Genomic DNA, 13,868 nt, shown 5'->3' on the forward strand with positions numbered 1-13,868 from the left:
ACACAAGCAAGAAAAGCAAAAACCAATCATTTTGACTAGATTTTCATCGGAAAAACATAAAATACAGCCATTGTTATGAACTTGTTAAATAAGTTAAAAGTGTAGACCTCCTTCTTTTTTACTGCTTTTTGTATAAAACCATAATAAAAACAAAAAACAACCATAAGTACATGAAATATAAGTACTTTAAAATTGGTAAAAAATGATGATTTAACAAATTAAAATTAACTAATACAGTTAACACCATGATTATTGTTTCACTGTGAGCAGCTTGTACTTTATCTAAGATGCAAATAAGCAGTGAGCGCTGGTCATACTTAACACTTTACATACTTAAAAGTAATCAAGTGGATCACAACACATTATATCAGCACGGCATGCTGAAACAGAAAATACCTAATTAAAACAGATAATATCTAGGTATTTTATTTTTACTATTCAAGGAGAATAAATAATGAAATTAACTAAATCAATTTTAAGCTGCGCAGTTGCAGTTGCAATGGGTGCAAGCTTCGCTTCTTATGCAAATACAGATACTAAATCAGCCTCAAATTCAGAAATAGGTACGGCCATTTCTGTAATGAGCGCATCAAATAACATGACTTTGATACAAAACAACAACAATAACGATGCATTATTAGTACAAGTAGGTGATAACAACACCATGCTCGCTACCATTGATGGTAATGAAAATTACACAGAAATTACGCAAAACCAAACTGGTAATTACGCAGGCGTTGCTACTGTGGGCAATAGTAATACAGAAGAGTATTCTCAAGATGGTGTTGCTAACGGTTTAATCTCGCAAGTAACCGGTGATTACAACTCTTTAGTTGTTGCCCAAGAGGGTGTTGGCTTTTTAGTAAATAACGAAGCTATAAACATTATCACGGGTGACGATAATACGATTGATGTAGCTCAGGGTGCTGGTGGCCATTGGTTTTATAACCTTGATATGCAAGGTAATGCCAACGAAATCAGTGCAGTACAAACTGGTGAATGGCACGAAGCTGAAATAACGTCATTAACCGGTGATCAAAATACTATTGATATTGAGCAATCAGGGGTTTATTGGAACGCATTTACGATCAATTCTTTACAAGGTAATGATAATGACCTTGATATTGAACAAGATGGCTCGCGCAACATAGCAACCTTTAGCGATGTATCGGGTGATGCTAATGAGCTAAAAGTTGAGCAAGATGGTGAATCTAATGCAGTTAACTTTGCTGCTATTGTTGGTAGTGATAACGAAATAGACCTTGATCAAGAAGGTACTAGCAATACAGCAGATTCGGCTCTATTTTTAGGCAATAATAATGAAATTACTATTACTCAGTTAGATACTCTCAACTCAGCTACAGCTGAATTAATTGGTGATAATAACGAATTAACTGCAACTCAAAATGGCTTTGGGAACGAAGCATACATGGGTGTTATTGGTTCAGATAATGAGTTTTTAATTAACCAAGTTGGTGATTTAAATGCCGCACATCTGGTTAACTTTAATGGTACTGGTAACGATGTAGATGTATTTCAAAATGGTGACGAAAATACAACAGTTGTAGAGTCTTCTTACCCTAATACGGCACTAACTTCTAATGATAACAATATTGATATCATGCAAAGTGGTGTAGCAAATGAAACCATGGTTACTCTTGCTGGTATATTAGATAGTAATACAAACCGAATTGATATATCGCAAACCGGTGAAATCAACTTAGTTGACATTATGGTTGAAGGTAGCGGCCATAGCATTGATATTTCACAAGAAGGTGAAGGAAACTGGGTTACAGGTATGGATCAGTCAGCCTTTTTAATTGCTGGAGAGGATGTTTCATTTACTGTTAATCAAATTGGTAACGATAACCTTGTTCAAGGCGGCATAATCGGCTCGAATAACATGGTATCTGTTACGCAAATTGGTGACGGAAATACAGCTACAGTTACGCAAATGTAATTGCTAAGGTGGGGGGGAGGTATACTTCCCCCCTTTCATAATATGAAAAATAATAAAAGCATATATATTAGCTACTTACTATCAGTTTTACTGTGCTTCTCACCTGCAGCATTTGCAAATGATGAACTAGAAATAGATGGCTTATTACTCGATAGAAGTATTAGCCGTTTTGGCCATCAGTTTTATTACAAGTTTTCAAACTACTGGAGAGACTTACCTTCAACTGCGGGGTTTAATATTGAAATAAAAGAAACCGTGCTACCTAAGGCTGGCACCAGGCTTTCTTTAATAATGAATAACCAACTTATTTATGCAACTTATTTAGGTCGTAGGTTAGAGCCTCTTGACGAACGCGTTGAACAAGCAGTTTATATTGTAATAGATGCAATGGCTCGCTCAAACATGGCTGTATCGTCTCCCGATATGGCTGTAAACGGATGGTAAAATGAATAAAATACTACTTATAATAATAACTCTAAGCTTTTCAGCTAGTGCAACTGAATTAATTTACACCCCAATTAACCCAAGTTTTGGCGGCAACCCACTCAATGCAAATATGTTGTTGAGTAAAGCTCAAGCGCAAAACAAACACAAAGCACCTGTCATCGAAAGAGATTATGCAGAACAATTTCAAGACTCTTTACAGCGTACTTACCTAAATAGAATGGTCAGAGAAATTACCAATATGGCATTTGGTGAAGACTCTGAAGACAGCATATTTAATCAAGACTCTATATTTATGAGTGGTGACTACCAAATTGAAGTGATCACCAGTACCACAGATACTATTACTGTAAAAATAACAAATATGCTAGATGGCACTATTGTGATCATCGAAGTACCGAGGTTTGGATAATGTATAAACTGCTAATAACAATAATATTACTTACTTTAACGGGCTGTACAACGATAGGAAATTTAATTCCGCCATCGCAACAAAAAGCCATAAGTTTAGAGCCTACTGAGATTTTTGCTGATTTAAAAAACTTACCCAAGCCAATGGGCAGCATTCCCGTCTCTGTTTATTCATTTAGAGATCAAACGGGTCAATACAAACCGCAAACGAATGTTAGCTCTTTTTCAACCGCAGTTACTCAAGGGGCTAATTCCATATTAATTCAGGCATTGCATGAATCAGATTGGTTTACACCGGTTGAGCGCGAAGGGTTACAAAACATTCTAACTGAGCGGAAAATCATTCGTGCTGCCCAGTCAGAAAACCCAAATCAAGCCGATTTACCGCCATTAACAACAGCTAAAATTATTTTAGAAGGCGGTATTATTAGTTATGACACCAATGTAAAAACCGGTGGCCTAGGAATGGAGTACTTTGGTATAGGTGCATCTGAATTATATAGAGAAGATGCTATATCTATTTATTTACGTGCCGTAGACGTACGTACAGGGCAAGTATTACTCTCGGTAGCAACCAGTAAAAAAGTATTGAGCCAAGAGATGCGTGCAGGCTTTTTTAGGTATGTAAGTTATAAGCGCCTTGCCGAGGCAGAAGCAGGTTATAGTGATAACGAGCCAATGAGTATTTGTGTTACTCAAGCAATTGAAAAAGCACTCACTGATCTTATAACTAAAGGTATTGATAAAGGCTTGTGGGCTAAAAAAGCAAGTTAAGTAACAAATAAAAATGGCTACTTATTAAAGTAGCCATTTTTAATGTATGTAATTATTGTTTACTCATTGGTAATAAAACCGATATGTAACGCTGCGCCCAGTTGGCCAGCTCAACCCTATTACGAGAACTTGTTTTTTTAAATGCACTGTATAAATGAGTTTTGACTGTATGATCGCTAATATTTAATTTATCTGCGATAACACTATTACTCGCCCCCTGCGCGATAAGATGAATAACTGAACGCTCTCGTTTAGTTAAATGTTGATAATCGTCCTGCTTTAATTCTATGCCTTCGTGTAAACTACTAAACGAAGAGGTCGCAACTAAAATGTCGCTAAATGCTTGGGAGAGTATCATTCTAGTAAACCATAATTCGCCTGCATTTATTTTAACTAAACCTTTAAAAACTTCCTCACTTGGCGTCGATTTATAAAACACACCATTAACATGATTAAGTAGCAAGTTTTTCTCACATATAGCTTTACGCTCAACATTAAATATCACCACATTATACTGCCTCGCTAAAGCGATTAAATCTGCAGGTACAAGGTTGTGCCAATTATGCGTGGCGCCATCAATTAAATACAAAGTATATTGTGGACGTTGCTCAACGTTTGGCAGTGCATCATCCATATTTATAGTGTTGAACAAAGCCTGGAGGGTTCTTAAAATATCTTGATAATTATACGAGCAAGCCGATGATTTTAAATTTGTTTTTATAAAAGCTGATTGCTGTAACATAAAACTCTTCCTTAGAATTCTTATGTAACACTACCTAATTTTTGAACAACTTACAATACGGTTTTTACATTTGTTCACAGTTGTTAATCACCTATTTTTCAGCTAACTATCAGTGTACTTTGCAGCCTTAAGTATCTATTAATTTAACCCAGAACAACCATTAGTTATTGTCTAAAACACTATAATTAACGAAACAAAAATTCATATTAGTAGAGGCTAGGGCTAGCTAGCACAAGTAAATTAAAACTTAGAGTAAAGCTATAAAAAAAGAGCAATCAATAAATTTAGTTTATAGTCTCTTTTAACTTATTTAACGCATCAACTGAAAAGCCTCTATCGTAAAAATAAAGTATTTTACCGCTGTTATTTATAAGGACTACACGGGTATTGTTAGGATTTTGATTACCAGTAAATTTTTGTACTTTTTCGCCGTCTTTATAAATAGTGATTACCCCAGCCCAAAGCTCTTTTGGAATCCCTTTACGCATACCACTGTCTATAAATGCACTAAACATGCGAGGTGCCATACCAGCAATAGTGGGTAGTTCGTAGGTAGGAATAACTACACCACTCATATCTAAGCCAATTAACCAGCGATCAATGTCAAACTGACTATCTTGCTTATAACCTATAAGCAAAAGTGTTTTATCAGCAGTAAGACTGCTTGGAATAATCACTTTATTTTGCGTTAAACTTTCACCATTAATCGTTGGAAATTGTTTACCAATTACTTGCTGATTTGGGTACTGAGTAGAACATGCCGCTAAAAATATAAATAAAAAAGCAGTGAGTATTGATTTAGCCATAGTAAATCCTAATTATAATTTTTAAAGTAACACCTGTGCTTTTATATACGCTAAGCATTACTTTATCGATCTAGCTATATACTCTTTAAATTCTAAAATAGGCATAGGCCGGCCATACTTCCAGCCTTGCCCGTAATGTACCCCTGCTTCTTTTAAAATGACTTCTTGCTCTGTTGTTTCTATGCCCTCTGCCACACAGGTATAACCAAATTTGTGTACCAACTCCATAATATTAGGGATCATAGAGGCTTTTAAGCCTTCCGTAGCTATGTCTTGTACAAATGAACGGTCTATTTTAAGCTGATGGAAACTCAAATTATGTAAGTTTTTTAGGTTTGAATACCCAGTGCCAAAATCATCAAGCGACAAGCGAAAACCCGACTCGATTAATGTTTTAAAATAGCCATGAGCAATAGTTGAATCTAAATACTCGTCTTCGGTTATTTCTAAACAAATTACAAATTTAGATTGCATTAATCCGGTTATTTTCGGTAATGACAACACATTCCCTTGCTCTACATCACAAGGAAAAATATTTAATGACACCTTAAATCCACTTGGTAACTGCTCTGCACTTTCTAACTCATTAAGTACAGTGTTAATCATTATTTTGGTAAAAGACCAAGTTAAATTAATTTGTCTAAGTATAGGAATAAATTGATCCGGTGTAAGCACCCCGTAATCATCTTTAAAGCGCGCAAGTACCTCGCAACCAATTATTTTTCCGCTTTGTAAATTAACTATTGGCTGATAAACCCAATAAAAATTACCGCTCTTTAATCCCCTACGTATCCTGCTTACAATTGAGCGGCGCGTAGTTAGGTGCTCATCAACTAATAAGCCACACGAAATACTCACCAAGCAAATTAAAATAAACGAAATAATAAATAGTTGACGATTATCGGCAAAAAATACATCCCATGGCAAATACAAAGCAACACAATAATTTCTATTATTATTACTGCACGTTATATTCGTTTCGTAATGTAAATAGTCATTACTTTTTATATTATTATGAATCCCTGTTTGCCCAGCTAAATGAAATAAGTTTTCAGATTCTTTATAAAAAACCTGCCAATTAGGCGTTACAATAATTTTAGGATCGAATACTTCTGATTTTAGTATGAGGTTATAATTGCCTTGGCGAATAATTAGTACTTTTAGTGGGCGCTTAGTAAAAAGTAATAAGTAAAGATCAGACTCAAAGCGTATGCCTATTTGTGAAGGTTTATTTTTATTTACAATATAATCTGGTTGGTTATCTGGTAAAGGATTTTCAAGCATACCAGCACCTGTAGTACAGATTAATGTATTATTTTTAAAGTAGCCTATATCAATAGCAAACTTGGCATCAAATAGCATCCGCCGCATAGCAAGTAAATTCGCTTCGTTACAAGTAGTAAAATTTAGGTTATTTAATTTAGTTAAAACACGAACGCTTTCCTCTACACCATCGTCTACTTGGGAGAGTAAATATTGTGAGTCTGAATGTGTTTGCGCTACTAATTTTTGACCCGCAAAGTACAATAAAATAAAGCAACCTAATGCAAATATAAATCCACCTGATAGCAGTACTACTATTATTTTTTTAGGATGCTGTTTCATTGTAAATTGAGGTATCCCCATTTATGCAAAGTCCTTTAATAATTACATAAGTAACTGAAAATTCAAGTTTCTGATAATATATTTACAATAAATATTTAAAAATTAAAACTCACGAATAATCGTCTCTAATGCATCACTAATTTTTTGATGCTGTTTTTCGTCTAAATGCACACCATCCTCATTTGAAACACTCACAATCCTTGCCAAATCATAAAATGAGCATTGTTTTATGCTAGCAACATTTGCAAATGCTGCTGCTAATTGCACTACTTTTTGCTCTGCCCCTTTGTATACGCCTGCGTAACTTCCTACTTCTCGTACATGAGCGGGACTAAGTATTAAAATTTTTGGAGAGCCTGGCGCATTGCTTTGCTCATAAAAATTCAATATTGAATCTATTAATGCTGTTAACCCAGCGGCAATATCGTGCACATTTAAACTAAACCGATTTTTCAGATCGTTAGTACCTAAATCTATAATAATTAAATCTATTTCAAGTTCATTTAAGTAAGACTGTAAATAAGTTACGCCCGATAACTCACCTGCAAACGGTGGGTTGTTTACTAAAGCACGGTTAGGCTGCCCAGCTTCTATTATTGTAAAATTAGCCCTTAACTTTACAGCAAGCTTCGCTGGCCAGCGCACTGTAGCACTAAATCGTTTTCCTGTTTGCGGATTTAAACCCCAAGTATTGGAATCCCCAAAGCATAATATGTTTTTTATCATTAAAAAGGGTTTAGCGTATAGCCCTGCTGTTGTAACTGCGCATGTGCTGTCATTGCCGATAACGACATTTTTACGCCTTTTATTAACTGCTCAGGAGCTACTTTATAGTGCGTGGCCGACTGCCCACATACATAAACCACCGTATTATTAGCAAGTAATTGCTCAATTAAGCTTTGATTTTTGTTATCGACTTCAAAGCGGTTTTTATATGTATTATTATCAAGCACATCTACGCTTGCACTGCCATGTATTACGAGTGCCAGCTCTATATTTTCTGGTTTAATACCATGTGCTATATGCATATTAATAAACCGCGCTAAAGAATTCATACCATTATTTTGCTCACCTTTTTGCGCGCCTTTACCAACATCAAAGGCAATTTTAAAATGTGTGTTTTGCGTTATAGGTGCATGTGAGGGTACATTATAAAAAAAGCCAAAGTCTTTTATTGCGGGCTCTAAGTCATTCGCAAATACTGGCAGGCTTACAAACATTAGGCCAAGACCTAAAATAAAAGATTTCATTAATATTATTCCTTTTTATTTTTAATATTTTAATTAATAGTCATTTTTTGAACTACTTTAAGCTATCTACGAGTAATGTTTTACCCTAGTTGCCAATAATAGTAGCCGCCAAATAACGCACTGCAGTTAATAATTATGGTGAGCCAAAGTACGGCTATAAAAATACGCTTTTGTGATTTATGCCTAAACCATTGCTGAGCGATTAACGCCCCCGGCCAGCCACATAATAATGCTAAGAGGTGTAAAGTTCGCTCTGGCACTCTCACCACTGGCTGCTTTTTACTCATGGCCAAACGTTTGTCCCATTTATAAACTAAAATGGTAATTGTACTCATAAGTACGTACACACTTGCGGCAATTGTAGGCCAATAGCTAAACAGCCCTCCTACGGTTAATACACACAAAAAACCAATCGAAAAAAGTAATAATGCTTTTTTAATCAAGTAACTCTCACCTATACTGTATCTAGGCCATACCCAGATTCACTTATACTAGGCAGTAATTATGTCATATTTAAAAACACTGATACTAACCTTTTGCATTGTATTTACAACCATTGTAAATGCACAGCCAGCTGATTTAGCTAAAGAGCTCAGCGCATTTAAGCCATATTTAGGCACATGGCAGGCTAATTTTACAGTCCCTGAAGGCGCAAAGCCAAAGCAAGACATTAGTAAATGGCAGCGGGCTTTAAACGGTAAAGCTATTCGTACTATACATTCAATCAATGAAGGAGAGTATGGCGGCGAGTCGATGATATTTTACGATAGTAAAAAAGACTCATTAGTATTTTATTATTTCACTACGGCGGGGTTTTACACTAAAGGCACAATGAAGATACTTAGCCCTACTCAGTTTGTAGCCTATGAAGAAGTAACGGGAAATAAAGAAGGCATAACTAAAGTTAAGTCTACCAGCGAAATTAAAGGTGATGAATTTATTGTATCAACCTCGTACTTAAAAAAAGGCGAGTGGACTAAACCTGCAACCCGAACCTATACACGCAGTAACCAGCAGGTTAAGTTTCAATAAAGCGTTTATAACAACATTTAATTGAAAAAGGCAGCCAAGGCTGCCTTTTTCATAACTACTTAGAATTTATAAACTACTTTATGAATTTTTTAAATGGTTCATCAACTGGCGTATCTGCAAGGTGGTTAGTGTAGTTACTCATTACTTTTTGCGATAAGCCTACAATAATTTCAAGCAGTTGTTGCTTGCCATAACCCGCTGCAAAAAACTTTTCAATCTGCTCATCACTTATCACACCGCGGTCACGTGCCATTGCAAGTGTGGTTTCACGAAGTGCTTCAAGCTTAGGATCAGCAAGTGGTGTTTTATTTACTAGCGAATCAACAATACCTTGATCAACTTTCATTGACGCTGCAATTGCACTGTGGGCTGGCACACAATAATGACAGTTATGTTCAACGTTAATTGATTGCCATACAACCGTTAATTCTTCAGCATTAAATGACGTGTTTTGAAACAGCTCATGCAGTACTTGATAACCTTTAAGTAAAGTAGGTGCTTCTGCCATTACTGCATGTAGGTTCGGTACCATACCAAACGCAGCTACTGAATCGGCCATAAGAGATTTTGATTCTTCAGGTGCATTTTCTGCTGTATATAAAGTAAATTCTGTCATGTTTAGCTCCAATAAATAATTAGTTAGTTAACTTCGAGACACATACTATTTGATTTTGAGCGGTTGTTCAAGTTAAAATTGAGCATGTGTTCAAATAATTGAGAAATGAGATGGCGAATAAGATTAAGTTTGAGCGTGAGACAGTCGTCCGCCTTGCAAGTCAGCTATTTTGGGAAAAGGGTTTTCATGCAACATCGACGCGTGATTTACAAGAAGCTATTAATATGCGACCTGGCAGTATCTACTCTGCTTTTGGCTCTAAGGAAGGGCTTTATATTGAATCTTTACGAGACTACACAGTACAAATGGAGAGCCAGATTAAAGAATGCCTATCCACATCAGATACTATTTTGGGTGGGCTGCGCGCTTTTGTTGAAAATGTAATAACAAAAAAAGAAAGTGCGCCTAGTGCTATTTGTATGCTGGTAAAGGCCAACTGTGAATTTGCAGATAAAGACAGCAATTTATATCAACTAAGCTTAGATTTAATTGATAAATTTGAAAACTACCTTTCGGTTCTTTTTGAACAAGCAATAGCAAAAAATGAGTTAAGTAATAATATATCTGCGCAAGAGTATGCACGCTTTTTTGAAGTGCAGTTTACTGGTTTACGTGGTTATTTTAATCGCCCGGGTGTTGAGTCACTGGCTCAGCCAATGATAGATCAAATGTTTAAGATCATAAAAAGCTTATAAACGTCTCATTTTAGTTATTTGAACAAAAACGGCAGTAATTTAAATTACTGCCGTTTTTATTTTGTCTCAGTGCTAAATAACTATTACGTTTTTAACTTATTAAGTTCTGAGTCTTGTTGCGCAACTAATTTATTAAGTACTTCACTGCTGTCACCTGCTTGTGAAGATAAATCAGATAGCTGCGAAGCCGCGTCTGATATCAGCGTTAAATTACGGTTTATTTCTTCGCTCACTAAGCTTTGCTCTTCAGCTGCGGTAGCAATATGCGTAATTTGATTGGTAATTTCGTCCACTTTAATTACCACGCTGTGCAGTGCATCAAACGCTACTGAAGTTTCATCAACTGCACTTTGTGCCCGTACTACGCCTTTTTCGATAACCGTTGAGGCATTACCTACTTCAAGCAACAAGCTATCAATTAATCGACTAATATCATCGGTTGATGAGCGCGTTTTTGACGCCAGTGCACGCACTTCGTCTGCAACAACCGCAAAGCCTCGACCATGATCACCCGCTCGTGCAGCTTCAATTGCAGCATTTAGCGCAAGTAAGTTAGTTTGCTCTGAAATAGTACGAATAACATCTAAAATTTGCGTTATGTCGTTACTGCGCGATGCCACTTTTTGCACCGCTTGGTTAGCTTCTTTAATTTCCTCAGACATGGTTTTAACTTGGCTCATGGCTGATGACAAACTCGTTTCACTGCTTACCACTAAGCTATTAATTTCACCCGCTTGTTGCGCCGATTGTTCTGATGCGCGAGCAACTTCAAGTGCAGTTGCGCTCATTTCATTCATTGCAGTAACTACGCTTTCAATTTCGTGAAACTGCGCTTGTACATTATGTTTAGTGTCAATAGCAATATGCTGGGCAATTTCACCTTGCTGCTTAGTTTGATCAGACACATCTTTTAGCTGTGCAATTAACACTCTAAGCTTAGTTAAAAATCGATTAAAGCCATCGGCTAATGCAATTAGCTCTGCATGCGACTCTACATGCAGCGTATGGGTTAAGTCGCCCTCCGAGCTAGCAAGGTTATCAACGCGTTGCTGAATTTGCTGCAGTGGAGCAACAATACTGCCAATAACTAGCTTCATAATAATAAAAGCAACAACTGCAATTGCTAAACCGGTTATTAAAATAATAACCCCTAGTGACTGCGCAGTTTGCTGCATGTTTTGCGAAAGAGCTTGCGGCCCAGCCAGTGCAAGCTCTGCTGGCACTTCTATAATTAATGACCACTGCCTATTAGCAAGCTTAATATTAATTGGGTAATTAACTAAATACTGATCGTTAGCTTTAAAAATACCACTGTGATCTTTTAGCTTTTCTAAATTATTAATCGTTACTGCGTTAACAGCTTCTTTAAAAGGACGCCCTAATTTAGATTTATAATGGCTGCTACCAACCACTAACCCCAAATCACTCAGCAAGGTTACTTTTGCTTTGCCATTATAAAGTTGCTTAGAAAGCTGCTCTGTCATGGTTTGAAATGTAGGTAGTGTTAAGTCAGCGCCAGTAATACCAATAAACTGCCCTGATTTTAAAATAGGCACTGTTAAAGACGTTAGCATAACCGAATCGCCAGAGGGAATTTCGTATAGGTAGGGTTCCATAATACACGGCTTAAGTGTGTCTTTAGCACATAAATACCAATGTGCCTCTCGAATACCAAACTCGTTAAGTGTTGTAATGTATTTATCTGCGGCGTTAGCTACTTTTTGCTGTTCAATAACACCGTTTTCGTCGCGGGTAATATATACTTCAAGTGTGCCAGCACCATCAACAGAATGTTTATAACCTTGCTGAAAGTAGGCGTCTTGGCCGTCAAAAGCGTTGGCTTCAAACTGTGAGTAAACCGATGATAAAAGAGTGTTTTTTTCAATAATAGCGTGGTTAATACTTACCACTGTATCTCGGTTTAAGCTATTTTGCTGTGCTGCGTCGCCAAGTAATGCTGCCAATGTATAGGGAATTCGGTAGGCTTCGTTAATAAATCCAGCTATTCTTTCACCGTAAACAGCCGCGTTTGCATTAAGTTTTTCTTCTACTTCAGCAACTATATATTCTTCAGACTTGGCCGCTAAATCTTTATTACTTAATGACAACTGCCACCATAAAATACTAGACAGTACTAATACAGTTATAAATATACTGCCCACTGAGAGCCACAATAACTTTTTTGCTAACGCTATTTCCCGCATTCATCACACCCTTTAATTAATTAACGTATATAGTTTAGTTGATCTATAAAATGAAGCTATTAATTTAGTGCTAAAACAGTAATCTCATACAAAAGTTTAGCTTTAACGTTTAGCCAAAAAAGCGGTGGCTATTGCAGCCATAATGAGTAAAAAAACACTAACCCATAAACACGCCACTAACCCATAAAGCTGAAATACCCAACCAGAAAGCACAGTACCCAGTAAGCGCCCCATGGCATTGGCCATGTAATAAAAGCCTACATCGAGCGACACACCATCACTGCTGGCAAAGCTCACTATTAAATAACTATGTAGCGATGAATTAACAGCAAACACCCCACCAAAAATAAATAAGCCCACTATAAGCGTATAATTTACCGCACTATTAAATTGCATTAGCAGCGCTAAAACGCCAGTTACAACGCACAATAGCGTAACCCATTTATATGCTTTATTAACTGTATTAAAACCAGAGGTAATAACTTGCCCAGTAATTCGCGGTGCTTGCGATTGCACTAACCCATACGCTATTACCCACAGTGCCATAAAGCCACTCACCCAAGTATGGTTCCAGTTAAATTGCGTGGCTAAATACACAGGCAGAGCCACTACAAACCACACGTCTCGCGAGGCAAATAAACACAATCGTGCGGTGCTAAGTAAATTAATAGCGCGAGATTTAGAGAATAACGTTTTAAATTTAGGTTTGTTTTTGGCCTTACCTATATCGCCTTTTAAAAAGACTAAACTTATAACCCAGGCAACACTCAATAAAACGATTAAAGTAAACAACGCACCAACAAAACCAAATAAAGTAAGCAGTACCCCACCTAAAAAGAAGCCCACTCCTTTTAATGCATTTTTAGAGCCTGTAAGTATGGCAACCCATTTATATAATTGACTTTGCCCACTGCTGTTTTGCGGCACCAAATATTTAATAGCACTTTTGGCGCTCATTTTATTTAGATCTTTGGCAATCCCACTTAACGCTTGTGCTGCCATTACATAAGCAACCGTTAACCAATCTGTTGGCACGCAAAGCATAGCAAGCGCAAGTATTTGCAGCCCTAAGCCTATATTCATGGTTTTATTTAAGCCAAGTTGCGCTCCTAACCATCCCCCCACTAAGTTAGTGATCACGCCAAATATTTCGTAAAACAAAAACAACATAGCAATCGCTAATGCGCCATAACCTAACTGGTGAAAATACAGCACCACTAACATTCGCAGTGCGCCATCGGTTAAAGTAAAAGCCCAATAATTGCCGGTAATGATAAAATACTGTTTTAGTGAGCTTGGTAAGTTAGCTAGTTGCGCAAACATTAAATT

General features: G+C 36.8%; 15 protein-coding genes. 6 read left to right on the plus strand and 9 right to left on the minus strand.

Going from position 1 to position 13,868, the window contains the following annotated elements; all coding sequences use genetic code 11:
- Positions 1 to 454: 454 nt before the first annotated feature.
- The 4 genes from RB215_RS17135 to RB215_RS17150 are packed head-to-tail and all read left to right on the plus strand — an operon-like array spanning position 455 to position 3,589.
- Positions 455 to 1,960, plus strand: coding sequence for a curlin (locus RB215_RS17135; protein ID WP_011329833.1), 1,506 nt, complete (start codon positions 455 to 457; stop codon positions 1,958 to 1,960).
- 42 nt (positions 1,961 to 2,002) lie between these two features.
- The gene (locus tag RB215_RS17140) at positions 2,003 to 2,404 is read left to right on the plus strand and encodes a curli production assembly/transport protein CsgE (protein WP_011329832.1); all 402 of its coding nucleotides are present in this window, start codon (positions 2,003 to 2,005) and stop codon (positions 2,402 to 2,404) included.
- Position 2,405: 1 nt separating this feature from the next.
- Positions 2,406 to 2,816 (plus strand): curli assembly protein CsgF, encoded by a 411-nt coding sequence (locus RB215_RS17145; RefSeq protein ID WP_011329831.1) that lies wholly within the window; start codon positions 2,406 to 2,408, stop codon positions 2,814 to 2,816.
- A complete protein-coding gene (locus tag RB215_RS17150; protein ID WP_011329830.1) occupies positions 2,816 to 3,589 on the plus strand; it encodes a CsgG/HfaB family protein in 774 nt (257 codons plus the stop codon). Before RB215_RS17145 ends, RB215_RS17150 begins: the two co-directional genes overlap by 1 nt.
- Positions 3,590 to 3,641: 52 nt before the next feature.
- Here RB215_RS17150 and RB215_RS17155 read toward each other — a convergent pair whose 3' ends face one another.
- From RB215_RS17155 to RB215_RS17180, 6 genes are all read right to left on the minus strand, one after another.
- Positions 3,642 to 4,331 (minus strand): LuxR C-terminal-related transcriptional regulator, encoded by a 690-nt coding sequence (locus tag RB215_RS17155; RefSeq protein WP_309217251.1) that lies wholly within the window; start codon positions 4,329 to 4,331, stop codon positions 3,642 to 3,644.
- Positions 4,332 to 4,615: 284 nt separating this feature from the next.
- Positions 4,616 to 5,137 (minus strand): hypothetical protein, encoded by a 522-nt coding sequence (locus RB215_RS17160; protein ID WP_309217253.1) that lies wholly within the window; start codon positions 5,135 to 5,137, stop codon positions 4,616 to 4,618.
- A gap of 57 nt (positions 5,138 to 5,194) precedes the next feature.
- A complete protein-coding gene (locus RB215_RS17165; protein WP_226898040.1) occupies positions 5,195 to 6,763 on the minus strand; it encodes an EAL domain-containing protein in 1,569 nt (522 codons plus the stop codon).
- An 81-nt stretch (positions 6,764 to 6,844) separates the two neighbouring features.
- Entirely contained in the window at positions 6,845 to 7,468 is a 624-nt protein-coding gene (locus RB215_RS17170) for an SGNH/GDSL hydrolase family protein (protein ID WP_309217255.1), read from the minus strand.
- The gene (locus RB215_RS17175; RefSeq protein ID WP_372811411.1) at positions 7,468 to 7,962 is read right to left on the minus strand and encodes a DsrE family protein; all 495 of its coding nucleotides are present in this window, start codon (positions 7,960 to 7,962) and stop codon (positions 7,468 to 7,470) included. The genes RB215_RS17170 and RB215_RS17175 overlap by 1 nt, the downstream gene beginning before the upstream one ends.
- Positions 7,963 to 8,072: 110 nt before the next feature.
- On the minus strand, positions 8,073 to 8,435 hold the full coding sequence (locus tag RB215_RS17180) for a DUF1294 domain-containing protein (protein ID WP_011329824.1): 363 nt from the start codon (positions 8,433 to 8,435) through the stop codon (positions 8,073 to 8,075).
- Between the two features lie 61 nt (positions 8,436 to 8,496).
- Between RB215_RS17180 and RB215_RS17185 the strand changes: the two genes are divergently transcribed.
- On the plus strand, positions 8,497 to 9,024 hold the full coding sequence (locus RB215_RS17185) for a hypothetical protein (RefSeq protein WP_011329823.1): 528 nt from the start codon (positions 8,497 to 8,499) through the stop codon (positions 9,022 to 9,024).
- 73 nt (positions 9,025 to 9,097) lie between these two features.
- Here RB215_RS17185 and RB215_RS17190 read toward each other — a convergent pair whose 3' ends face one another.
- Positions 9,098 to 9,640: a carboxymuconolactone decarboxylase family protein gene (locus tag RB215_RS17190; protein ID WP_011329822.1), complete on the minus strand. Its 543-nt coding sequence runs from the start codon at positions 9,638 to 9,640 to the stop codon at positions 9,098 to 9,100.
- A gap of 110 nt (positions 9,641 to 9,750) precedes the next feature.
- Between RB215_RS17190 and RB215_RS17195 the strand changes: the two genes are divergently transcribed.
- Positions 9,751 to 10,335 (plus strand): TetR/AcrR family transcriptional regulator, encoded by a 585-nt coding sequence (locus RB215_RS17195; RefSeq protein ID WP_011329821.1) that lies wholly within the window; start codon positions 9,751 to 9,753, stop codon positions 10,333 to 10,335.
- Positions 10,336 to 10,418: 83 nt separating this feature from the next.
- Here the strand turns inward: RB215_RS17195 and RB215_RS17200 are convergent, their stop codons facing one another.
- Both RB215_RS17200 and arsJ read right to left on the minus strand, forming a co-directional pair.
- On the minus strand, positions 10,419 to 12,539 hold the full coding sequence (locus RB215_RS17200; protein WP_011329820.1) for a methyl-accepting chemotaxis protein: 2,121 nt from the start codon (positions 12,537 to 12,539) through the stop codon (positions 10,419 to 10,421).
- Between the two features lie 102 nt (positions 12,540 to 12,641).
- Positions 12,642 to 13,862 (minus strand): organoarsenical effux MFS transporter ArsJ, encoded by a 1,221-nt coding sequence (gene arsJ / locus RB215_RS17205; protein ID WP_309217257.1) that lies wholly within the window; start codon positions 13,860 to 13,862, stop codon positions 12,642 to 12,644.
- Positions 13,863 to 13,868 lie beyond the last annotated feature (6 nt).

Origin of the sequence: Pseudoalteromonas sp. HL-AS2 (assembly GCF_031198805.1) — a bacterium.
Taxonomy (GTDB): Bacteria; Pseudomonadota; Gammaproteobacteria; order Enterobacterales; family Alteromonadaceae; genus Pseudoalteromonas; species Pseudoalteromonas nigrifaciens.

Coding starts and splice junctions, on each gene's coding strand:
- RB215_RS17135 (WP_011329833.1), top strand. CDS start 455: ATGAAATTAACTAAATCAATTTTAAGCTGCGCAGTTGCAGTTGCAATG.
- RB215_RS17140 (WP_011329832.1), top strand. CDS start 2,003: ATGAAAAATAATAAAAGCATATATATTAGCTACTTACTATCAGTTTTA.
- RB215_RS17145 (WP_011329831.1), top strand. CDS start 2,406: ATGAATAAAATACTACTTATAATAATAACTCTAAGCTTTTCAGCTAGT.
- RB215_RS17150 (WP_011329830.1), top strand. CDS start 2,816: ATGTATAAACTGCTAATAACAATAATATTACTTACTTTAACGGGCTGT.
- RB215_RS17155 (WP_309217251.1), bottom strand. CDS start 4,331: ATGTTACAGCAATCAGCTTTTATAAAAACAAATTTAAAATCATCGGCT.
- RB215_RS17160 (WP_309217253.1), bottom strand. CDS start 5,137: ATGGCTAAATCAATACTCACTGCTTTTTTATTTATATTTTTAGCGGCA.
- RB215_RS17165 (WP_226898040.1), bottom strand. CDS start 6,763: ATGGGGATACCTCAATTTACAATGAAACAGCATCCTAAAAAAATAATA.
- RB215_RS17170 (WP_309217255.1), bottom strand. CDS start 7,468: ATGATAAAAAACATATTATGCTTTGGGGATTCCAATACTTGGGGTTTA.
- RB215_RS17175 (WP_372811411.1), bottom strand. CDS start 7,962: ATGTTTGTAAGCCTGCCAGTATTTGCGAATGACTTAGAGCCCGCAATA.
- RB215_RS17185 (WP_011329823.1), top strand. CDS start 8,497: ATGTCATATTTAAAAACACTGATACTAACCTTTTGCATTGTATTTACA.
- RB215_RS17190 (WP_011329822.1), bottom strand. CDS start 9,640: ATGACAGAATTTACTTTATATACAGCAGAAAATGCACCTGAAGAATCA.
- RB215_RS17195 (WP_011329821.1), top strand. CDS start 9,751: ATGGCGAATAAGATTAAGTTTGAGCGTGAGACAGTCGTCCGCCTTGCA.
- RB215_RS17200 (WP_011329820.1), bottom strand. CDS start 12,539: ATGCGGGAAATAGCGTTAGCAAAAAAGTTATTGTGGCTCTCAGTGGGC.
- arsJ (WP_309217257.1), bottom strand. CDS start 13,862: ATGTTTGCGCAACTAGCTAACTTACCAAGCTCACTAAAACAGTATTTT.